The 20,220-nt window shown below is 62.0% G+C and carries 25 protein-coding genes; 11 read left to right on the top strand and 14 right to left on the bottom strand.

Annotated features, from left to right (window positions below):
- The 5 genes from JRN21_04060 to JRN21_04040 form a co-directional block, all read right to left on the bottom strand.
- The gene (locus tag JRN21_04060) at window positions 1-942 is read right to left on the bottom strand and encodes a hypothetical protein (GenBank protein MDG6988482.1); all 942 of its coding nucleotides are present in this window, start codon (window positions 940-942) and stop codon (window positions 1-3) included.
- Window positions 943-953: 11 nt separating this feature from the next.
- A complete protein-coding gene (locus JRN21_04055; protein ID MDG6988481.1) occupies window positions 954-1,454 on the bottom strand; it encodes a hypothetical protein in 501 nt (166 codons plus the stop codon).
- Complete coding sequence (locus tag JRN21_04050; protein ID MDG6988480.1) at window positions 1,444-1,878, bottom strand: hypothetical protein; 435 nt, start codon at window positions 1,876-1,878, stop codon at window positions 1,444-1,446. Before JRN21_04050 ends, JRN21_04055 begins: the two co-directional genes overlap by 11 nt.
- Before the next feature lie 59 nt (window positions 1,879-1,937).
- On the bottom strand, window positions 1,938-2,450 hold the full coding sequence (locus tag JRN21_04045; GenBank protein ID MDG6988479.1) for a hypothetical protein: 513 nt from the start codon (window positions 2,448-2,450) through the stop codon (window positions 1,938-1,940).
- Window positions 2,451-2,540: 90 nt separating this feature from the next.
- A complete protein-coding gene (locus JRN21_04040) occupies window positions 2,541-2,756 on the bottom strand; it encodes a hypothetical protein (GenBank protein ID MDG6988478.1) in 216 nt (71 codons plus the stop codon).
- Between the two features lie 64 nt (window positions 2,757-2,820).
- Here JRN21_04040 and JRN21_04035 point away from each other — a divergent pair, with 64 nt between their 5' ends.
- A complete protein-coding gene (locus JRN21_04035) occupies window positions 2,821-2,976 on the top strand; it encodes an AbrB/MazE/SpoVT family DNA-binding domain-containing protein (GenBank protein ID MDG6988477.1) in 156 nt (51 codons plus the stop codon).
- A gap of 514 nt (window positions 2,977-3,490) precedes the next feature.
- Here the strand turns inward: JRN21_04035 and JRN21_04030 are convergent.
- The gene (locus JRN21_04030) at window positions 3,491-3,799 is read right to left on the bottom strand and encodes a hypothetical protein (GenBank protein ID MDG6988476.1); all 309 of its coding nucleotides are present in this window, start codon (window positions 3,797-3,799) and stop codon (window positions 3,491-3,493) included.
- A 322-nt stretch (window positions 3,800-4,121) separates the two neighbouring features.
- Between JRN21_04030 and JRN21_04025 the strand changes: the two genes are divergently transcribed.
- The gene (locus JRN21_04025) at window positions 4,122-4,985 is read left to right on the top strand and encodes a hypothetical protein (GenBank protein MDG6988475.1); all 864 of its coding nucleotides are present in this window, start codon (window positions 4,122-4,124) and stop codon (window positions 4,983-4,985) included.
- Between the two features lie 438 nt (window positions 4,986-5,423).
- Here JRN21_04025 and JRN21_04020 read toward each other — a convergent pair whose 3' ends face one another.
- The 5 genes from JRN21_04020 to JRN21_04000 form a co-directional block, all read right to left on the bottom strand.
- The gene (locus JRN21_04020) at window positions 5,424-5,876 is read right to left on the bottom strand and encodes a hypothetical protein (protein MDG6988474.1); all 453 of its coding nucleotides are present in this window, start codon (window positions 5,874-5,876) and stop codon (window positions 5,424-5,426) included.
- Window positions 5,877-5,995: 119 nt separating this feature from the next.
- Window positions 5,996-6,490, bottom strand: a complete 495-nt coding sequence (locus JRN21_04015) for a hypothetical protein (protein MDG6988473.1) — start codon at window positions 6,488-6,490, stop codon at window positions 5,996-5,998.
- A gap of 212 nt (window positions 6,491-6,702) precedes the next feature.
- Complete coding sequence (locus tag JRN21_04010) at window positions 6,703-7,662, bottom strand: hypothetical protein (protein MDG6988472.1); 960 nt, start codon at window positions 7,660-7,662, stop codon at window positions 6,703-6,705.
- A gap of 290 nt (window positions 7,663-7,952) precedes the next feature.
- Window positions 7,953-9,611 carry a type II secretion system F family protein gene (locus JRN21_04005; protein MDG6988471.1) on the bottom strand — a complete coding sequence of 553 codons (1,659 nt, stop codon included), beginning with the start codon at window positions 9,609-9,611 and terminating at the stop codon, window positions 7,953-7,955.
- Window positions 9,599-11,281, bottom strand: coding sequence for a type II/IV secretion system ATPase subunit (locus JRN21_04000; protein ID MDG6988470.1), 1,683 nt, complete (start codon window positions 11,279-11,281; stop codon window positions 9,599-9,601). The genes JRN21_04005 and JRN21_04000 overlap by 13 nt, the downstream gene beginning before the upstream one ends.
- A gap of 107 nt (window positions 11,282-11,388) precedes the next feature.
- On the opposite strand from JRN21_04000, the gene JRN21_03995 reads away from it, so the two are divergent.
- From JRN21_03995 to JRN21_03980, 4 genes are all read left to right on the top strand, one after another.
- On the top strand, window positions 11,389-11,871 hold the full coding sequence (locus tag JRN21_03995; GenBank protein MDG6988469.1) for an adenosine-specific kinase: 483 nt from the start codon (window positions 11,389-11,391) through the stop codon (window positions 11,869-11,871).
- 146 nt (window positions 11,872-12,017) lie between these two features.
- On the top strand, window positions 12,018-12,206 hold the full coding sequence (locus JRN21_03990) for a hypothetical protein (GenBank protein MDG6988468.1): 189 nt from the start codon (window positions 12,018-12,020) through the stop codon (window positions 12,204-12,206).
- Window positions 12,207-12,279: 73 nt separating this feature from the next.
- Complete coding sequence (locus JRN21_03985; protein MDG6988467.1) at window positions 12,280-12,669, top strand: hypothetical protein; 390 nt, start codon at window positions 12,280-12,282, stop codon at window positions 12,667-12,669.
- A gap of 43 nt (window positions 12,670-12,712) precedes the next feature.
- Window positions 12,713-13,084 (top strand): reactive intermediate/imine deaminase, encoded by a 372-nt coding sequence (locus JRN21_03980; protein ID MDG6988466.1) that lies wholly within the window; start codon window positions 12,713-12,715, stop codon window positions 13,082-13,084.
- Between the two features lie 155 nt (window positions 13,085-13,239).
- Here the strand turns inward: JRN21_03980 and JRN21_03975 are convergent, their stop codons facing one another.
- Window positions 13,240-14,295 carry an Mrp/NBP35 family ATP-binding protein gene (locus tag JRN21_03975; GenBank protein MDG6988465.1) on the bottom strand — a complete coding sequence of 352 codons (1,056 nt, stop codon included), beginning with the start codon at window positions 14,293-14,295 and terminating at the stop codon, window positions 13,240-13,242.
- Between the two features lie 87 nt (window positions 14,296-14,382).
- Between JRN21_03975 and cofE the strand changes: the two genes are divergently transcribed.
- Genes cofE through JRN21_03955 form a run of 4 tightly spaced genes read left to right on the top strand, consistent with a single transcriptional unit; the run spans window position 14,383 to window position 18,194 of the window.
- Entirely contained in the window at window positions 14,383-15,132 is a 750-nt protein-coding gene (gene cofE, locus JRN21_03970) for a coenzyme F420-0:L-glutamate ligase (GenBank protein MDG6988464.1), read from the top strand.
- A gap of 10 nt (window positions 15,133-15,142) precedes the next feature.
- Window positions 15,143-16,048, top strand: a complete 906-nt coding sequence (locus JRN21_03965; protein ID MDG6988463.1) for a 2-phospho-L-lactate transferase — start codon at window positions 15,143-15,145, stop codon at window positions 16,046-16,048.
- Window positions 16,049-16,071: 23 nt separating this feature from the next.
- Window positions 16,072-16,671, top strand: coding sequence for a 2-phospho-L-lactate guanylyltransferase (gene cofC, locus JRN21_03960; protein ID MDG6988462.1), 600 nt, complete (start codon window positions 16,072-16,074; stop codon window positions 16,669-16,671).
- Window positions 16,668-18,194 carry an amidohydrolase gene (locus tag JRN21_03955; GenBank protein ID MDG6988461.1) on the top strand — a complete coding sequence of 509 codons (1,527 nt, stop codon included), beginning with the start codon at window positions 16,668-16,670 and terminating at the stop codon, window positions 18,192-18,194. Before cofC ends, JRN21_03955 begins: the two co-directional genes overlap by 4 nt.
- Here the strand turns inward: JRN21_03955 and JRN21_03950 are convergent.
- Complete coding sequence (locus JRN21_03950) at window positions 18,191-18,697, bottom strand: AAA-associated domain-containing protein (protein ID MDG6988460.1); 507 nt, start codon at window positions 18,695-18,697, stop codon at window positions 18,191-18,193. The two genes, JRN21_03955 and JRN21_03950, sit on opposite strands and share 4 nt — an antisense overlap.
- 52 nt (window positions 18,698-18,749) lie before the next feature.
- Window positions 18,750-19,478 carry an ABC transporter ATP-binding protein gene (locus tag JRN21_03945; protein ID MDG6988459.1) on the bottom strand — a complete coding sequence of 243 codons (729 nt, stop codon included), beginning with the start codon at window positions 19,476-19,478 and terminating at the stop codon, window positions 18,750-18,752.
- A gap of 208 nt (window positions 19,479-19,686) precedes the next feature.
- Here JRN21_03945 and JRN21_03940 point away from each other — a divergent pair, with 208 nt between their 5' ends.
- Window positions 19,687-20,145, top strand: coding sequence for a hypothetical protein (locus JRN21_03940; GenBank protein ID MDG6988458.1), 459 nt, complete (start codon window positions 19,687-19,689; stop codon window positions 20,143-20,145).
- Window positions 20,146-20,220 lie beyond the last annotated feature (75 nt).

Genomic DNA, 20,220 nt, shown 5'->3' with positions numbered 1-20,220 from the left:
TCAGGGGACCTGGGTCACCACCAGGTACGAGTCGGCCATCACGTTCGCGGCCCCCGACGTCATCCCCTGGAACTCCAGCTGGAACGCCCCGGCCGGCCCGAACGTCACGAACGCCGTCCCCAGGAACTCGCATCCCAGAGACGGGGACGTGCAGCTCCCCGGGTACGTCTGGGTCTCTCCGAGCGACACCCCCTGCTGCGAGGTGCACACGTTGGAAGGGGGCTCGGCGTTGGACCCCGCGATGGAAAAGTCCGTCCCGCCGCAGAACATGAACGTCGTCCCCGACGGCGCCGACAGGGCGAACATCCCCGGGTTCGACGTGGTCCCTGACTGCCAGAAGCCGACGTAGAACTGGACTACGTATGTCTGACCGGCGCCTCCGTCGAAGGAGAGCCCTGGGGTCCCCACGTACGTCGTCGACGTGGTGGACTCCACGGACCCGGTGCCATAATAACCGGGGGCCCCGCCGGACGAGGACCCGGGGTAGTACCAGAACGTGTCCCCGAGGGAGGTCAGCAGCCCCACCGAGCTCCCGGCCGCGGCTCCTGACACTATGGAGTCGTAGCGCGCAACGCACGTTTCGCTCCCGGGAGAGCAGGCCCCCGACGGGACAAGCGACGCGACCTCTTCTTCTCCCCCGGCAGGGACGGCGGCCGACGCAGGGACGACGTAGACCGTGCCGTTGGGGTAGTCCAGGATCAGATGGTTGAAGACGACGCCGGTCCCCCCGAGGTTCACCGCGGCAAGCGCCGAGGCGCTCCCGGAGAACTCGACCCGCTCTACTCCCCTCGCCGCGGCTTGGGCGTCCGCCTGGAGCTGCGATTGGGCCCCCTGCGACTCGAGCCCGGACTCGTAGGCCATCGCGCCGAGGGCGAGCATGAAGACGAGGACAAATATGACCGTCCCGAGGACCGAGGCCACCGCCTTCCTTCTGATTTTCATCGACCCCTCCCCTAGGCTGGGACCACCAGCGCGCCCACGCTCTGCTGGGACCCGGTCGAAGCTGTCACGGTCACCAGGTGCTCCGACCCCACCGAGAACGCCCCTCCGGCCATCAGGAGCTCCACCTCGACCCCCGCCCCCGGCTTCAGGGGGTAGTCGACCTGGAAGCTCCCTGGTCCGGCCTGCATGGCAGGGCAGGTGGACCCGATGGACCCCCCGCCGGAGAGGTCGGCGAGGGTGTAGCAGAAGGTCGCCCCCCCAGGAGGGTGCGCGGTGCTGACGACGAACGAAGAAAAGGCGGAGTCTCCCGTGTTGACGACCACGAGGGTCTCGAAGGCGGCGTCGGCTCCCTGCCTTATGGTGGCCCCCTCGACCTCGACCCCCGCTCCGCCCATGGGGCCCAGGAACCTGGACGCGGCGCTCATCACGATGGCGGACCCGCCCACCGCGACCCCTATCAGGAGGAAGACTTCCAGGTAGGTGGACACCCCGGCCCGGCCCCTAGGTCTCAAGCTGCACCTCGTCTCCCATGGCGTCGAAGGCGACCACCGTCTGCCCTGACTGATGGACGCACGTCCCGAGCGGGACCGCGAACTGGGCGAGCCCCCCGGCGGCTACCGGGCCGAAGCTCCCGGTGTACACGGTGGAGTTGACAGCGAACCCCGCGGGGTCGAAGGGGACGGAGCCATAGTCGAACAGGCCGACCACGAGGGTGGTCCCCTCCTCGGCTCCTTTGTAGGAGGGGCATGACGCGGACTGCGGGACCGCCGCGAAGGCAAGGCTGAGCTGGGCTCCGGCGGACCTCTGCACCGCCGCCGCCCCCAGGGAAGCGGACTGGGTCCCGAGGCTGAACTGGCTGGCGGCGCCCGCGGCCACGAGGCCTCCGAGGGAAAGCGTGACCCCTATCATCAGGACGGCGGCGAATATCTCGCTCACCCCTTGCCTCCTGGCAGGGCGGAGCGGAAAAAGGGGGGAGAGGGCCATGGCTCGGCCCTCTACTGCGCGACGACTGTGACCTGGGTGGACGCGGACCCGAAGATGATGTTCAGGGTCACCATGGACCCGGTCGTGGGCATCCCGGTGAGGGTGGTACTGGTGAAGACGGGCCCGCTCACCAGGAAGCTCGCCTGAGCTCCGGGGGCCAAGGTCCCTGTCGTGGGGGCGAAGACGAAGGTGAGGGGGGCGTTCGCTGATGCGCTGGCGGCCCAGCCGGCCGGGGAGGAGACGATGCACGCCGTGCAAGCGGTCCCCGGGGTCGAGCCTGTGTCCGACCCTGAGATGACCACCTGGCAGCCGCCGTTGGTGCAGTGGATGATTGACCCTCCGTCGTTCTTCACGGTGACCGACATGGCCGACGGTGCAGCCGACGAGGTCGTCCCTGCGACCAGGGACGCCCCCACCACAGTCACGCTGGAGTTCGAGGTGGCGCTGTTGATCAGGTTGTAGATGGACGCTGTGACTATCCCGCCGACTCCCAATACGGCGGCTATGATGATGAAGAGGTCCATAATCTGTATAGACCAATTCTATACAGCTATCTTTAGGTCCTAAGAGGCAAGGCATAGCATCTGGCTCTTTCGGGTTGGTGTTGGCGGCAGTCAAACTAGGTCTTCCCATCCCCTGTGTAAGGGGTCTGGTTGTCCGTCTTGTTCTGCTTGTTTTCGTAGTTTGTCTAGTTCTTGTTGGTCTAGTTGGACGAGTTCGACTCGGAGGAGTCCGTTCTCGTCTAGGGTTAGGTCGTTCATGAGGTCTGGGTCGTCTACTTCGAGGTATTCTATGGAGAGAACCTTTGGTTCGTTCGCGTCGGCGGTCATTTCCATCTATATTGGGATATAGGCCCACATATAAGTTATATGGAGGTTAGTTTCGGAGTTTTTTGTGCCCGTTGAGTTTGAAGTGAAGGTTCAGAAGATAGGTTCCAGTCTTGAGGCTGTGATTCCGAAGCCTTTGGCTGATGGGTACAAAATTAAGAAGGGAGACGTTCTTGTTTGGGTGGCTGACGGGCCGACCATAACTGTTAGGAAGCGAGTTTAGCTTCCGTTGTGGATGTTGACGGGCGAGGATCGCTCGTCAGGTCTCTCCCTGGGGTGGAGGTTGGTGGGGGGCTTATCTCTGGGTGGTTCTCCACGTGGTTTCCTGTCATTACTTGCCCCGCCTGTTGTTGTTATCTTTGTTGTTGTGTATGGTGTTGGTTGTTGTTGGGTCTTGGCGTGTTAGCTTTTGCTCGCCGGTGTCTGGTAAGAGATCCGGTAATGGCGGGATTGTTGTCGTCATTGTGGTTTTCGGCGCTTTCTGGCGCCGTAGGCGCTCGTCTTGCGATGCGCCGGAGGTGCGTGAGCGCCGAATTTTCCGTATGGATTGTTTTGTCGAGGGCGGTCAGGTTCCTTGTGGTTATGGGCGGTGATGGGTGTTCCCCACTGGTTAGTGGAGGGAGTTTAGAGAGTCTTCGGACTGTAGCGGTGAGGAGCTTATGGCGGCTCGCCGTTCGCTGTAGCGTTAGAGCGAGAGGGAATGGTGGAGGGTTGCTGGCTTCGCTTTTTGTTAGTCTTTACAGGGTGCGTTTTGCGTCGAGGTTGTAAGCTCGTAAGAGTTTTCTGGTTTTTGCGTATGATTCAATGAATAGGTCTCCGAGAGGTGTTCTTCGGTAGATGTAGGGCAGCCTTGATGCTTCCTTTCTAGTGATGTGTTGTGAGACCCCTTCGAGTTCGATGTGTCCGCTCTGAAGGAGGGCGTCTAGTTGGGACTGGAGCCATGTGCGGTTTGTCCCTTTGAAAGTGTTTCTGATTTGATAGGTGGTTGCGGGCGTCCTCAGTGTTTTGAGGATGTTGTATGCTGTATCCATTGAAGGTGCGGACAAGAGTGTAAAGGATGCACGTTTGTATTTTTAAGGGTTTGTCAGCAACCATTTGGAGGTGGGAATGAGTCAGAGTTCTTCGGTGTTTTATCGTTCTGTGCAGAAGGGTCAGTTCGTTAGGAGTGTTGCTCGTTCTGACTACCGAGAGATGTTGTCTGTTCTAGGTTTTGGTTCCCAAGTTCAGGATATAGCGGATTGTGGTTCGATGTCTGTGGCCTATGATTGTGTCGGGAATGATACTCATAGGCATTGGAAGCCAAGAGGTTGTAGGAAGCCGCTTTGTCCGTTTTGTTCGAGGTCCAGGACGAAGAGTCTTGTTGATTATGTGAGATACAAGATTCGTTCCGTTTATGGGGCTTTGAGGAGGCCCGTTCATTATATAGCTTACGAGTTTACTGTTCCGTATGACCTGAGACAGAGGATTATGGCTCAGGGAATGAAGGTGTTTGAGAAGTTGGCGAGGGAAGCGATAGAGGAGTACGTCCGGGGTTATTCGCCTTTCAACGGCCGCGACGTTCAGTTTGCGATTGTTCAAGTTCCTCAGATTTGGAGCTCATCAGACCCGATGGGTAAGGGGCCATTGCCCCATGTCCACGGGGTCCTGTTCTCCGTTGCCTTCGATAAGGCGGAGCAGATTGTTTTAGATGTGAAGGTCAACCGTTTTGGTTTTGAGGATGACCGTGGGTTTAAGCGTCTGCGGAGCCTTTGGAGGAGCAAGCTAGAGAAGCGCTATGGCGCTTCGGAGGCGAGGGATGTTGACGTGAATTTCCATTATGAGAAGGGAGGGGAACATTTGACGCATAGGTTGTACTATATGTTCCGTTCTCCCGTTCATGATGTGTATTCGTATGTGAAGGCTCATGGTGTTCAGGATTATGACGTGGATTGGATGAGGGTTTTGTTCGCTGAGCGGAAGCGAGTTCAGAGGATGACGTATTCTGGTTGGATAGCTCCGAGGAATTGCTCCGAGAAGTCTCCTTTTATGAAACGGTTTGGGATAAAGTTCCTGAAGCGGACGGAGTATGCGAAGGAGAGGCGTAAGTTGTTCTGTCCGACTTGCGGTTGCTTGATGGAGAGGGCGTTAGTTCCTATGATGCCGACGGCTGATGTTTTGGGTCGGGGTGAGTCTGTTTTGGTGATAGATCGCCGTCTGACGTTTGGAGGTCCTCAGTCATTGGACGGTGGTTAGCTTTGCGTGTTTGTCCTAATGGCTGTAATGGTGCTGTTCAAGTTAGGGTTTACTCCATTGAAGTTCAAGGGTTGGGTGTTCAGGTTTTGGGGACTGATGTAATCTGTGCTAAGTGTGGAACGGTGATAGAGCCTTACGAGGCCGTATCACGAGAATAACTGTTTGCTCCCGATGTGGTGAGACCAAGCGCTGTCTCGATTTGACAGGCGGGTATTGTTGTTACGATTGTGCAGTGAGTTTCGAGCGCCTGTTAGCGTCGAGGAGTTGGCGCGAGAACTGGCCCAAAGGTAAACGTTAGGGAATGGCCTCTCTGTGGGAGCGTGAAGGGGTTTGTTTCTCTCTCTGGTTTTGAAGGATTGTAGGAGCGAGGCCGAAGGCCGAGCGACCTTCTAGAGTGAGAAACTCCCTCCATAGGCTCCCGTCAGAGGGTGGGGTTCCCTAGCGTTGGGTTGTTGTGTTGGACAGCGTATCAGTTTTGCTGTAGACTTTGGAGTAGTAAATGATTCCCAAGAGGATTAGTAATGGGTAGCCGATTGTAAGTACCAAGTCTATGCGTGCTTGTAGTGAGGTTTGGAAGCTGTAGTTTAGCAGTGAGGCTAGTATTGCCGTTAGGAATATCATTTCTATGTATGATATTGGTTTCAATACCCGTAGCTTGTTAGTGAACGCTCTTCGGATTTTGTCGAAGAATGTGTGCTGGATGTAGTCGGTGAGTAGATATGATGCTACGGCTGATAATCCGTAGGCCCAGAAGGTATAGAACCATGATACGGTCAGGAGGAGGTAGGCTGTTGTGGTGACGAGGACCAGGTAGATGATAGCGATTATCACTATCATTGCGGCCCATTTGATTGGTCTTGGAACTCCTTCGGTGTGCCATTCTACCGTCAAGTGTGGTAGGATGGCGAAGGTTGTGTCTTAAAGACTCGTAGGGTCTTTGTCTTGGTAATGAGAGGTTCACGGAGTTTGTTGGGTTGAATAACGGGTTTAGGTGAGGCGGGAAGAGATGCTCACTCGTTCTTTTTTGCGGTAACTGTTGCTATGACTAGGCAGATTAGCGATAGTGTTCCTAGGATGGTTACCGCTGGCTCTGTCCACGTGAGGCTTGATTCGTAGAGATTCAGTTTACAGTTTTGAGACTGAGCGTAGGTTTGAGTGCTCGTGGTACAGCCAGTGGATCCAGTGAACACGAAGTAATAGGTTGAGGTTGAATTTGATTTGATATGGAAGGGATAGGTTAGTGTGTTGGTGATGCTGTTGTAGATGTATCTGTTTGTCCCATGATATCCTCCTTCTGGGCCATTTGAGATGGATTGGCTTTGCATCCAAGTGTTGTAGTCGCCTTCGGTGACTACGTAGAATTGGTCGTAGTATCCTCCTGAGCTAAGGCTTGTGTTGGGAAGAGTTAGGTTTCCGAAGAAGGTTGTTCCGGCGTTGATGGCGGTTGTTGATATGAAAGTTGTCTGGAATGTCGGTTGGGTAGGGATGTTTGTTTGGATGGACACGTTTGAGCTATATTGTGATGGGAGGTAGGGGATGTATAAGGCGGTCAGTCCAAAAAGTAGTCCGAGGAGTAGCGGTATGAGCCAAGGTCGGACCAAGTGTTCATGAGTTGGCCGGGGTTGGCTTTTAATGCTTCAGGTAGGGAGTGGTTTTTGCAGTGTTGATGGTGTTATTCTCTGTTCATATGGTGAATAAGTCTAAAGAATAGGGTAGCTCACGGAGTTTGTAGTCTCTCCGTGAGCAGTTTGGTGAGCTTGAGGATTTGTTCCTTAAGCTCGAGGTTCTCTTTCCGTAGTTGTTCAAGTTCCGGTGAGGTCTTGAACGGGTCTTTTGTTTCGTCAGGGTCTCTGGTGTTCCAGAGGCCCAGGTAGGGCGCTAGGTAACGGTCGTATTCCCTTATGAGGTCTGGGTCGTCTTCTGGGTCGTAGTGATGAGCTTGGTGTCCGATTTTTTGTTTGTGGCCGGCGAGGAAGTCCCAGTCGTTGGGAGGCATGGGCGTCTTCTTTGCTTTGGCTGTGTATTCTTTCCGGAGGTAGGAGGACGTTAGTCTGATTCCGAATTTCTCCAGCGTGAATTTTGTTATCTCTCGCCAGAGAGTGGATGCGTTGGGGAATGGAGGGCCGGGATATCTTCCTGTTTGTTTTGTGTATTCTCGGATTTTGTCGGCGAGAGGTTTTGGGAGTATCCCGATGTGGTCATAGGCGACTTTGCAGGCTTCGGAGTCGAAGCGGATTATGGTGTATTTGTCGTTGAAGTCTTCCCATGCTGATATGGGAGTGTAGGCACAGACGGCCATTAGCCTTTCAGGGACGAAGGCGAGGAGGTCGCAGATGAGGCGTAGCTCGTCGCGGGGTAGGCTGTCGTAGACGGTTTTGAGTATCCCCGCGCTGATGCGTTTTGTCTTCTTCGCCTTCTGCTCCGGCATTGTTGCTGTTAGAGGGCAGGCGTTCGTTTTGAATACCTGTTTGACGTATGAGCCCCATTTGGAATGGGTTTGTGGTTGGAGTTTGCCAAACCTCTGGAGGTTCGCGTCTAGCGAGAAGTTGTCTTCCCGGTGCTCCTTTCGCGTCTTGATGATGAGTTCGGAGAGGCACGTTGGGGTTATCTGAATCCCCAGGTGTTCAAGGAACTTTCTTGTTCCGCTTCTGGCCTGGGAGATTGACGCGGAGCTCATGTCAGTAGAGTGAGAGTCGAGATAGTGCTTGAAGGCTGGGTCTGATTCAACGAGTTGGTTTTTGTCGTAGTCTGTCCTCCAGCGTGCTTTGCTGATGTTCTTGACGCGTTGGACGCGTTCTTGTTGAGTCCAGCGTCTTCGGGTCGGTTTTGTGTGCCCGATTGTATCTTTAGGCGACTGTAGGCCGCTATACAGATTAGGTCCATGCTCTGAGATATGGCTCTGCGTCGCTTTGTGATTTTCAACGCCCGACAGGCGTCCGGGACGATTTAACGCCCAACCCGGCCAGGTCAGATGTGGAAGAGTCCCTGGGCAGAATGTGAGCCCAGCGCGGCCATGAGGGCCACGGCCCCCACCGCCAGCGCCACGTTGACCGACGCCCTGAGCGTGTTCCTCACCGTCAGGTCCATTATCTTGGCCCCGATCAGCCCGAGGGAAGCGGCAGACACGACTATCAGCAGGTCCGAGACCTGAGAGAGCCCCGGAGGGACCGCGCCGAACTGGAACCCTCCTATGTGCACCCCCTGCACCCCGGTGCGGAGCCTGTTCCCGAACGAAGACAGCACTCCGCCGACGAACGTGACCCCGAATGCGAGCAGCAGGGGGGACACGTAGGAGAGGGCGAGGTACGGCTTCACCTCGTCGGCAGCGTTCCTCCTCATCTGGATCATCCTGTCCGAGAAGTTGGAGACCTGGAAGACCGTGTCCACTGTCCCGCCCCCTGACCGACTCATCTCCCCGAGCAGCAGGAACGCCAGCCTCCCCAGCGCGCTCCTGCACTCCACCCTCACCTCGTCCAGGGGGACCCCTGATCTCAGCATCGCCGCGACCTTCGAAAGCACCGCTCCGAAGGCGCGGTCGTGCCCTCCCTGGGACTCGATAGCGATGACCGCCCTCGAAAGGTCGTAGTCCTGCTTCTTGTACTCAAGGAGATCCCCGAGGAACTTCGACAGGCCTTCCTCCAGGGCTCTGCCCTCCGCGATCTGCTCCCTCACCGACAGCCCGTAGGCTGCGAAGAAGACGAAGAGGACCAACGCCGCCGACGCCCAGGGGGCCCCTGCGAGGTACCCGGCCGCCGAGAAGGGGAGGGCTACGGCGAGGCTCCTCAGCGCCTTCCCCTTCAGCGGCTCGCCAGGGGTGGGCTGCATCCGGCCCGCAAGGTAGAGGAGGGCCATGGTGAACACCGGGACCCCGACCCCTGTGAAGAATACGAGCCCGACCATGGAGAAGGCCGGGGAGAAGACACCCACCACCATCAGGAGGAGCGGGACCACCCCGAACATGGTGATCATCATGCTCCCCACTATCCCCACCCTGGCCACATATCTCGCCCACCCGTCCTCCAGCCCTCGCAGGAGGTTCCCGCTCTCCGAGGTGAGGTACGCTGCGACGTCCCCGCCGCTCCGGGCTTTGCTCGTGTACCCCAGCAGGAAGCTCCTGAGCCGGGCGGAAGGGTGTCGCGCCGCGAGCCTGTCGACGGAGTCGTTGGGGTTCATGCCGAAGATCTCCACGTCGCGCCTCACAAGCTGCGCCTCCTTGCGCATTGCCGGGAAGATGTCGCTCCTGATGACCCCCTTGAGGATCGAGTACAAGGGGACCCCGGCCCCTCCCATCACCCCCACCATGACCGAGAAGAAGGGGAGCTCCCTCTCGACCCCTTCTCTCCTAGCCGCGACCTGGTCCCGGAGCCTGAGCTCCGGGGCCGCGTAGAACATGAGGGGGGCCGCGCACCCGATGGCGAGCCAGGGGGAGACGAGGAGCGCTCCGGCCACGGAGAGAGGGACGGCCACCAGAGCCGCTTTCAAGGAGGCGCGGGCCGAACCCCCTGCCAGGGCGACCGGGTCCCCGACCTGGCCGGACCGCCTGAGGAGCTCGGCGAACCTCCGGGACCTCCGGAGGACCAGCCTGCGGGCCGGCCCGCTCCGCTCCTCCCCCGCTACGACTTCCACCGCGCCCCTCCACCGTGCTCGGACTCTTCCACGGCGAAGTCCCTCACCATCTTGGACAGCGCCTGGGGGTTCAGGTCGCCTCCCGCTATCTGCCCCGCGATGCGGGCCGCCCTCACCTCCAGGCTCGCCTGGACGGCCGAGGGGGACCAGCCGTAGCTCTCGGCTATCTCGTTGAGGCGGAACGACCTGTCGAGGACCTCCGCCGGTGTGGTAGGGAAGAAGGAGTCTGTGGCCGGGTCGTACCGGAAGACGTTGACTATCTCGTGCTCAGACGACCCCGACGGCTTCACCTCGTCGACGCTCACGACCCTGCGCACTACCCTGCCGTCCTGGAGGACCACCTTCCGCAGGGTCGCTATGGCGGTCAGGTCCCTCACGTGCCCCTCGGAGAACTTCATGGGCGGGGTCGTCAGCCTCTGGACGCACCTCTCCGCGTTCTCGGCGTGAATCGTGGTCATCGTGGAGAAGCCGAGGGTTATGGCTGCGGCGACGGTCTCCGACTCTTCTCCGCGCATCTCGCCCAGGCTGAGGATGGTCGGGGAGAACCGCAGCGCGAGCTTCAGGAGCTCGGGGAGGCCGTACTCGTACCTTCCGGACAGCGGAGAAAGACCCGCTCGGAAAGACCTCGTCTTGAGCCGCTGCCAGTGCAGGTGGTCAGGGAGGCTGATCTCGAGCACGTCCTCGGCGGTCACTATCTTGCACTTCGGGTTGGCCAGGGCGAGTATCGCGTTCATCAAAGTGGTCTTCCCTGAGTTAGTCTCTCCAGCGAGGACCACGTTGGTCGTCCTCTCGAGGAGGAGCCAGAAGTAGGCGGCCATCAGCACGGACAGCGTCTTGTGGGAGTGGACCTCGTCGTAGGCGGCCCTGGGCTCGGTCCTCCCTCCCTCGGGACCCCGGGGCGGCCAGCGCGCGTGCTCGGGAGCGGCAAGCTGCGCGAGCGTGATGGGGGACTCCTTCTGTTTCCGTATGGCGTAGGTGGACCCCGGCCTGGATATCTCGTCTCCCAGGGTGGCGGTGACCCTTCTGTCCGACCTCCCGTGAAGGGTGACCTCCAGGGCGGGCTGAGCGAGGGAGACGGTGGTCCCGCCCAGCTGAGCCAGCCTCCTCACGAACGCCTGGAGCCTCTCCTCCGAGGGGTAGACGACGTCGGTCTCGATCCACATGTATTCCGAGAAGTCCCTGTGGAGGACCCTCACGGGCCTGTCGTACCGGGTGACCGAGATCTCCTCCAGCTTGTCGTCCTCCATCAGCGGGTCGACCTCCCAGAACCCTGAAAACTCCCGCATCAGATAATAGAGCAGTTTGTCGTGGGACTCCTGGACCACTCCTGTGAGCCCTTCGCCTTCGGCGGTCCGCCAGACGTAGTCCCCCACCACCTCGCGCGCGGTCCCCGTCGCGTCTGCAGGGATGGAGTCCAGCAGGTTGACCCTGAGGAGCTCAAGCACCCTCGCCTCTTCGGGGCTCAGCTTCGGGGTCCTTACGAGGTACCTCCCCGCCCCCTCCTCGTCGACCACGAAGACCTCGGCCGAAGAGTCGGGCTTGCCCCCGGCCGGGACCCTGTAGGTGTCCAGGACCCCGGAGATCTCTTCCTGGGGCCCCGCCCTGTCCCCCTGCGTCCCGGCATGCCCCTGATCCCCTCCCTTCCCGAAGAGCTGACGGACCCCCGACAACGTCCAGAGAGCCCGGGGTCCGCTTATAACGCGCCCTAGGGTCCGGGGCCCCTGCCCACGGACACGGAGGGAAAGGATTTGAAACCGCGGAGCAGACGCGCGGACGCTTGAAAATCGAGGAGGTGGACATTTCCGTCCCTGAAGGGCATCAGCTGGTCCTCGGCCAGGCCCACTTCATCAAGACGGTGGAAGACATGTACGAGACGCTGGCGACTTCGATGCCCGGCATCAGGTTCGGCGTTGCCTTCTGCGAAGCTTCTGGGAAGTCTCTTGTCAGGTCTGACGGGTCGGACGGCGGCTGCGTCCGCACCGCCGTCGAGGTCGCCCGCAGGGTGGGCGCCGGCCACGTCTTCTGCGTCGTCCTCGCCGGCGCCTATCCGATTAACGTGCTCAACAGGGTGAAGCAGGTGGAAGAAGTGGCGGGCGTGTTCTGCGCGACAGCGAACCCAGTCACCGTGGTCGTCGGCGACTCGGGGAAGGGGAGAGGGGTCCTCGGGGTGATCGACGGAGGGTACCTGAAGGGGGAGGAGGGGCCGGACGACAGGGAAGAGCGCCGCGGGCTCCTGCGGAAGATAGGGTACAAGCGCTGACCTTGCCCTCAGTCAATTCACCTTTCATACGGTGAGACGTTAATCGTCGCTGACCACACTTTCACATGTCCCCCACAATATTCTCTGAAATTACAATACATTGACTTAAAAGTGAGGGGATTATTCATGTTTCGGGAGGCTCGAGCATGTACACGAGCACGGAACAGGCGGCCACCCCCGGGTGCGGGGTCTGCGGTCGGAAGCTCGGCATCGGGTACTACTACACGTGCCATGTGTGCAACGCCAGCTATTGCTATGCGCACATCCCCGTGAAGTGCCCACACGAGCCGGTGAAGAACGCGACCCGTCCCCCTCAACTCAGGTTAACCAGATAGCGCGCCTGGAGCGGTGCCTCTCGGCGGACAAGGGCGACCTTAAGTCGGCGTGCTGTCTTGCGCCCGGGTGCCGTTGAAAGTCTATCTTTCTGTGCCCATGATCGCCAACAGGGCGCTCGGGAGGGCCCGGCTCATGGCGAATGCGATCACGGACTCCGGGCACACGGTCACCTCTCCGTGGGTCCTCGGCCCCCTGGAAACCAGCAGGAAAGGGGCCGTCGACGTCTTCCAGCGTGACAAGAAGGCCGCCGAGGGGTCAGACGTCATCGTGGCCGACGTCACGGAGCCGAGCGTCGGGGTCGGCATGGAGCTGATGGCCGCCTACATCGCCGGGAAGAAGATTGTCCTGGTCGCGAAGAAGGGAAAAACCATCTCACGCATGCTGGCCCAGATGGACCGCAAGGAGACGGTCGAATACGACGGCGAGGACGACATATACACGGAGCTCAGGCGCATACTCTGACGCCGCGCAACTGATTTATCCCCTCGGGCTCCTCCTCTCGCCCATGAAGCGAGAGGTCAGGTCGAAAGGGGCACCGGCCCCCATCGGGCCCTATTCTCAGGCGGTGGAAGCCGGAGCCGTCTACTGCTCGGGCCAGGTCGGCGCGGACCCACAGAGCGGAAGCCTTGACCCCGGGATAGTGGCGCAGACGAAGAGGGCCCTCTCGAACCTGGGCGAGGTGCTTGCGGCAGACGGGCTGAAGATGGAAAACGTGGTGAAAACGACCGTGTTCATGGTCGACCTCGCAGAGTTCGCGCAGATGAACGAGGAGTACGGGAAGCACTTCGCGCCCCCCTACCCGGCCAGGTCGACCGTCCAGGTCGCCTCCCTCCCCAAGGGGGCCAGGGTGGAGATAGACGCGGTCGCGGTCCGCTGACCAGCCCTGGAACGGCTAGCCGGCCGAGAAGACGGGGACCCCCGCAGCGCAGGCGCTCTGTCAGGGCGACCAGGACTTTCGATAGGGCCCGCGCCTCCTCCTCCGCGCCTTCTTCCTGCGTTCCGCCTTGGCCGCGGGGTCTTCCTCTCCGGGGTTCATCTCTTCGACTGGGCGAAGGCCACGATGCTGAGCATCCCGGCGACCTTGTAGGCTAGGTCCCTGTAGACTAGGGCTTCGGGTGAGTCTGGGGCGGCAGATGCGACCGGGTCTCCCCGGTCAGAATGTTCCCGTATCGCTACAGCCAGCGGGATCTCCCCGAGGTACTGCACCTCCCTTTCCGCTGCTATCTTCTTCCCCCCGCCGGATGCGAAGACCTCGGTCCTTTCTCCGCAGTGCGGGCAGACGAAGTAGCTCATGTTCTCCACCACTCCGAGGATGGGGACGTTGAGACGCTTGAACATGGCGAGCGCCTTGGCCGCGATGTTGAGGGCCGCGTCCTGGGGGGTGGTGACTATGAGTATCCCTCCTAGAGGGACCGTCTGGGCGAGGGTCAGGCTCGCGTCTCCCGTCCCTGGCGGAAGGTCCACCACGAGGTAGTCCAGCTCTCCCCACTCGACCTGCGTCAGGAGCTGCTTCACCGCTCCCGCCACCAGCGGCCCCCTCCAGATGACCGGGGTCTCCTCGTTGTAGAAGAACCCGAGCGAAGCGACCTTGACGCCGTGGGCCATGGGAGGGACCACCTTGTCGTCCCTGACCTCAGGGGAGGCCTTCACCCCCATCATCAGGGGGATGTTGGGGCCGTAGACGTCCGCGTCCAGTATCCCCACCTTCGCCCCCGACGACGCCAGCGCGCAAGAGAGGTTGACGGCGATCGTCGACTTCCCCACCCCTCCCTTCCCGCTCGCCACGGCTATCACGTTCTTGACCCCGCGGAGGACCTCCGCCTCCGAGTAGTTTCTCGTCGCGTACACCGTGGAGCCTGTCCTCATCTCCACCGCTTCCACCCCCGGTACCCCCGCCACGGCGGCCTTCGCAGCCTCCTCGAGCCTGGTTCTCAGCGGGCACGCGGGGGTGGTTAGGTTGAGCGTGAACGTGACTTTCCCTCCGACGACCTCGACCCCGTCGACCATGTGCAGGGTGACCAAGTCCTTCCCCAGCTCCGGGTCCTTCACCCCGGCCAGCGCATTGAGCACGTCTTCCCTCGTCGGCATCAGGTTTCGGAGCCGCTCCGGGCCCCTTAAAATTCCTCTCCCGCGGAAGAGGCTTTATCGCCCCCTGGAAGTCGCCCGGCCGGGAAGTTGAATCGCATAGAGGTCATCCCCATCCCGGGCATCCCCGAAGTGAGGGCGGGGGACGACCTCGGAGCGGTTGTCCTCGAGGCGCTCCGGAGAGCCGGGATCCCGCTCCTGAAGCACGACGTCGTCGTGGTGAAACAGAAGGTGGTCTCGAAGTCGGAAGGGAGGGTGGTCATCCTCTCAGAGGTTAAGCCACGCCAGAGGGCCGTCCGGCTCGCCAAAACGGAGGGGAAGGACCCCAGGCTGGTGGAGCTCGTCCTCCGAGAAGCTTCCGAGGTGGTCCGGTCAGGGCACGGAGTGATCATCACCAGGACCAAGCAGGGGTTCGTCTGCGCCAACTCGGGGGTGGACCAGTCCAACGTCGGACCAGGGATGGTGGCGCTCCTCCCGACCGACCCCGACAGGAGCGCCAGGAAGATCCGAGCGGCGCTCGAGAAAGGGAGCGGCGCCGAACTGGCGGTCCTGGTGACAGACACATTCGGCCGCCCCTGGAGGCTGGGGCAGACGGACATGGCGATAGGGTGCTCCGGGATCTCTCCTCTCGTGAGCTACGCAGGGAAGAAGGACAGGTTCGGCTACAGGCTGAGGGTGACCGAACCTGCGGTCGTGGACGAGATCGCCGGGGCCGCCGAGCTCGCCACGGGGAAGCTGAGGGGAATCCCGGCGGCGGTCGTAAGGGGCGCGTCTTACGTCAGGGGAGACGCCGGCGCCAGAGCGCTGGTCATGCCTCGCGAGAGGGACCTGTTCCGGTGAGAGATTGCGCGTGGTCGCACTCGCCGGAGGCACGGGGTCTGCGAAGCTCATCCGGGGGCTGCAGAGGCTCGAGGTCGACCTCACCGTCGTTGCGAACGTCGGAGACAACGCCTGGGTCTACGGGGCCTACGTCTGCCCGGACGTTGACATCGCCTGCTACACGGTCGCAGGGGTCGCCGACGCTTCCAGGGGGTGGGGGCTCGAGGGGGACACATTCCGCTTCCTCGAGGCGGCTTCGAAGCTCGGCGTGGAGACCTGGTTCAGGCTCGGGGACCGCGACCTTGCCACCTGCCTGGCCCGGACCGACATGCTGAGGCGAGGGCTCACACTCACAGAGGCCACGGACAAGATCAGGAGGGCGCTGGGCGCAGAGCCCCGGGTGCTCCCCGCCTGCGACGAGCCTGTGCGCACCACCGTCTCGACCCCGAAGGGAGACCTGGGCCTCCAGGAGTTCTGGGTCAGGGACCGCGGGAGGCCCCGGGTCCATCGGGTCTCCTACAGGGGGGCGCGCAGCGCCCGCCCCACCCGGCAGGTGGCGGACGCAGTCAAGAGGGCTGACCGCGTCGTGATGTGCCCCGCGAACCCCATCACCAGCATCGGCCCCATGCTTGCGGTCCCTGGCTTCAGGGAGGCGCTCTCCTCGAGCCGCCGGGTGGTCGCCGTGTCCCCCTTGATAGGGAGCGCGCCCTTCAGCGGCCCCGCCGGCAAGCTGATGAGAGCGACGGGGAAAAGGCCGGACTCCCTCGGGGTGGCCCGGCTCTACGCTGGGGTGGCAGGGTCCCTCCTCGTCTCAGACGCGGACGCCGGTCTCAAGCCACGGATCGAGGCCCTGGGTGTCGAGTGCCGCCTCGGAGAGACCAGGATGGCGGGGCCCGAAGGCGAGGCTAGGCTCGCGCGCGAGGTGCTGGAGGCCTGAGCCAGCTCGCGGTGATAGTCCCTGTGAAGCCCTCGGGCAAGTCCAGGCTCTCTGGGGTCCTCGCGGAAGGCGAAAGGAGGGAACTCGCCCTGCTCTTCCTCGAGGAGGTAATGGCCGCCCTCAGGGACGCCGGGCTTGCGGGGTCTACGTTCGTGGTGTCCTCCGACGACGGAGCCATCCGCCTAGCAGGGTCCCTCGGAGCCAGGGCGGTGAGGGAGACGGCCGACACGGGGGTCAACGGCGCGGTGAGCGCAGGGATCGGGGCGTCCGCGGCCCCTCAGATACTCGTCCTCCCCACCGACCTACCGTTCCTGCAGGCGTCAGACCTCCGACGGATAGTCGCCCTCCGCGAAGGCGGGGCGGAGGTCGTGATCGCGCCGTCGGCCGCCTTCGACGGCACCAACGCGCTCCTCTTTCCTCGGAGCGTCGCACTCCCGCTGAGCTACGACAGCAACAGCTTCTGGAACCATCTCTCTTCCGCAGCGGCCATGGGGCTCACCGTGGGGGTCTGCACCGCGCAAGGGGTGATGTCTGACATCGACTCTCCGGACGACCTCAGGATGCTGGCCGCGTCGCGGTCGAGGTCGTCTTCGGCCGCCTTCGCCAGGAGGGTGCTGGGTTGAAGGGGCTCCTCGTCCGCAACTGCACCTTCCTGGACTCGACGGCGGGAGGAGTCTACTGCGAGCAGGGAAGGGTGGTCCGGTTGTACACCGGCGGGGAGCCGGACGTCCCCTCCGACACGGCGGTCCTGGACGCCAGCGGGGGGACGGTGGTCCCCGGGCTGGTCGACACCCACTGCCACCCCTTCGAGTACGGCAGGCTCAAGCGCACCGTCGACCTGAGGGGGACGAGCAACGTCACCGGAATCCGGCTCAGGGTCCAAGCGGGGGTCATGAGATCCTCCCCGGGAGAGTGGGTGGTCGGCATGGGGTGGGACCAGGAGACGTTCCCCGACAGGAAGATGCCAACCAGGCGCGACATCGACGACGTCTCCCCTGCCAACCCCGTCGCACTCTCCAGGGTCTGCGGGCACGTCGCCCTCCTCAACAGCGAGGCGCTCCGAAGGCTCGGGTTCGGCTCCAGGTCTGGTCCGGAGTATGAGAGAGACGCGGCGGGCGGGCTGACCGGGATCGTCAAGGAGAACGCACTGACCGATGTCTATGGGAGCATCCCGAGCACCCCGGAGAAGGCGGCTGCAGACCTCCAGGCCGTCGACGCGGAAGCCGCCAGGCTCGGCCTCACAGGGTTGCACTGCATCGTCTCCCCCGACGGATACCGCGACGAGCTGCAGGCGCTGTCCGCGCTGGCTTCCGAGTCGAGGCTGGCGCTCCGCTACCGGGTCTACGTCCCCCCCGAGTCTCTCGAGTTCGTGCGGGAGCAGGGACTCGCGGAAAAGCTGTCTGGAGACAAGGTGCGCTTGAACGGGGTGAAGATCTACACGGACGGCTCCCTCGGCGCGAGGACCGCCGCCCTCAGGGCGCCCTACGCCGACGCCCCCGAGACCAGCGGCCTCCTCAGGTACAGCGACGAGGAGCTCGGCGCCCTGGTGGAGCGGGCGGACTCCCTCGGCTACCAGGCCATCGTCCACGCCATCGGTGACAGGGCGGTCGAGCAGGCGGCGGAAGCGCTAGGGGCCGTGGCGGGGGCGAGCAACCCAAGGCGCCACCGCATAGAGCACGCGGCGCTCCTCCCCAGTGACCTGAGGTCCAAGATGGCGAAGCACTCGATAAGGGCCGCCGTCCAGCCCTGCTTCGTGACGTCCGACACCTGGGCGGCAGAAAGGCTGGGAGAAGACCGCGTGAAAGACCTCTATCCGTTCCGCTCCATGCTGCAAGCGGGGCTGACCGTATCGGGGAGCTCCGACTCCCCCGTCGAGTCCCTGAGCCCGGTCCTGGGGATGTGGGCCGCCATGACCAGGGGGGGCTCCGTCCCTGACGAGGCCCTCGAACTCACGAGCGCCTTCAGGCTGTACACGGACAGCGCCCGGTCGAACGGGTTCGACGCCCCGGGGTTCGGCGAGGGGGAGGCCGCCGACTTCACCGTCTTCGATTCGGCCGTGGCCGGGCTGCACCCCGCCCTGTTCAGGAAGGTGGGGATAGTCGGGACGGTCGCCGGAGGGACCTTCGCGCACCGCTTCGGCGGCTAGGCGCGCTGGAATCTGCCCGTCTTCCCGTTGTACTTCAAGAGCCCCGCGTAGATGGACCAGTGGATGAGGAGGGTCCGTATGACCGACTCGTTGATCTCGGGCTGGTAGTGCCACTTCAGCCCGGACTCTCCCAGGGCCTCCGCCACCTCCGCCGTGGTGACCGACCTCCCTCTGGCGAGTTCCAGCGCCGTCCGGAAGGGCTCGATGGTGGCGATCCTGTCTTTCAGCGTCGTCAGCTTGTTTTTGGTGGTCTTCTGGAACTTGAGCCCGAGCTCGGTGAGCTTTACGTCCCCCTTCTCCACGCGGACCAGCCCCAGCATCTCGGCGGCGTCCAGGATGGGGAGGAGGACCGAGACGTCCGCCCCCATCTCGTCGGCCAGCTTGGGGATGTCTATCTTGTCGCCGATGCTCCCGGTGATCTCCACGAGACTGATCACCTGTCCGCCCCTGACGTACCCCGGCATCATCAGGGCCGTAGGAAGGGGGCGGGAAATGTCAGCCAATCAGGACCAGCGCCAGGCACCGCGGGCCTCTGATTTAAGCAACGGCGCCCGCTCACGAAAGGAGCGCATAGACCTTGTCCACCCACTGGAAGAACTCGTCCGACTTCTTGTTCCTCGGCCTGGGGATGTCGACGGTGAGCTCGCCGACCACGTGGGCCGGCCGGCCGGATAGGACCACCACCTTGTCCGCGAGCTCGATGATCTCCTCTACGTTGTGGCTCACGAGGATGACCGACTGGACGGAGGTCTGCGGGTTGATCAGGAGGGTGTATGTCTCCTTCCTGAGCCTCTCCGCGGTGAGGTCGTCGAGGGAGCTGAACGGCTCGTCCATGAGCATGACCTTCGGCTCGGTAGCCAGCGCCCTGGCCACCCCCACCCTCTGCTTCATCCCCCCGGAAAGCTCCCCCGGATAGACGCTTTCGAACCCCGTAAGGCCGGCCACGTCCAGGGCCTTCTGGGCCCGCTCCTGCTTCTGTACCTCGGTGAGCTCCTTCTTAGAAGTGAGACCGAACATGACGTTCTCCAGGGCGGTCCTCCAAGGGAGGAGGACGAAGTTCTGGAATACCATCGCTATGTCGTCTCTCGGGCCGGTGACCTCAGAGTCAAGGACCTTCACCGTCCCCGACGTCGGCCGTATGAGCCCGGACACTATCCTGAGCAGCGTCGACTTCCCGCAGCCGGAGGGCCCGGTGATCGCCACCAGCTCGTCTTTCCCGGCCTTGAGCGAGACGTCCGTCAGGACAGGCAGCGCCTCCTTCTCCTTGTGATAATCGAGGCTCACATGGTCGACGGTGACTACGGTGTCTCCTCTTGCCACTTGGACCTGCCCCTGAGGCAAACAGGCGGCTCCGATTTCCAGCGGATATACGCATATCGCGGCCGCCCGGGGACTGGACCGATGCGCCGGCCCCGCTTACACTCGAGCGAGAGGTAAGGCATATCTACATAGGAAGAATCACCCGCAACCGTCTTACAGGGAAAACTGACATTTGGAAGAAGAAAACGAGAAAAGAAGGAACGATGCGATAAAAAACAGCTTCCTCTTCAAGGGCCCGACCGTCGTGGCCGCCCTCGTCTGCGCCGTGGCTGCGGTCTTCTCGATATCCGTCGGGACCGCGATCGTGACCAGCCCCGGCGCCCTCCAGGGGACGTTCCTGGTCAACCTCTCGACAGGGAACGGCGTGTCTAGGGGGCTTCTAGGCGGATTCGGGATCGTCCTGCTCGTCCTGGGAGTGATCTACGTGGCGTCCGCGGCCCTGCTCTGGTCGGAGATTCACTGGATCAAGGGGGTCTACGTAGGGATAGTCGCGTCGATCATAGGGATGGTATGGAGCGGCATCGGGACCACCTTCGCGCCCGGGATAGCGGCGGCCGGGATGCTCGTGAACGTGCTCATCGTGACCCTCCTCGCGACCGAGACTTGGGAGGCGACCAGAGGGGTCAAATGAAGCTCATGCTCCCGACGCACGTCATCATCGGCGTGAACGTGCTCACAGTCGTAGTGGTCGTGTCAGGGATCGTGG

Source organism: Nitrososphaerota archaeon, assembly GCA_029785825.1.
Taxonomy (GTDB): domain Archaea; phylum Thermoproteota; class Nitrososphaeria; order Nitrososphaerales; family Gagatemarchaeaceae; genus UBA183.
The sequence above is the reverse complement of the archived record's forward strand: the minus strand, read 5'-3'. Positions and strand labels throughout refer to the sequence as shown.

Coding starts and splice junctions, on each gene's coding strand:
- JRN21_04060 (MDG6988482.1), bottom strand. CDS start 942: ATGAAAATCAGAAGGAAGGCGGTGGCCTCGGTCCTCGGGACGGTCATA.
- JRN21_04045 (MDG6988479.1), bottom strand. CDS start 2,450: ATGGACCTCTTCATCATCATAGCCGCCGTATTGGGAGTCGGCGGGATA.
- JRN21_04040 (MDG6988478.1), bottom strand. CDS start 2,756: ATGACCGCCGACGCGAACGAACCAAAGGTTCTCTCCATAGAATACCTC.
- JRN21_04010 (MDG6988472.1), bottom strand. CDS start 7,662: ATGAGCTCCGCGTCAATCTCCCAGGCCAGAAGCGGAACAAGAAAGTTC.
- JRN21_03990 (MDG6988468.1), top strand. CDS start 12,018: ATGTACACGAGCACGGAACAGGCGGCCACCCCCGGGTGCGGGGTCTGC.
- JRN21_03980 (MDG6988466.1), top strand. CDS start 12,713: ATGAAGCGAGAGGTCAGGTCGAAAGGGGCACCGGCCCCCATCGGGCCC.
- JRN21_03975 (MDG6988465.1), bottom strand. CDS start 14,295: ATGCCGACGAGGGAAGACGTGCTCAATGCGCTGGCCGGGGTGAAGGAC.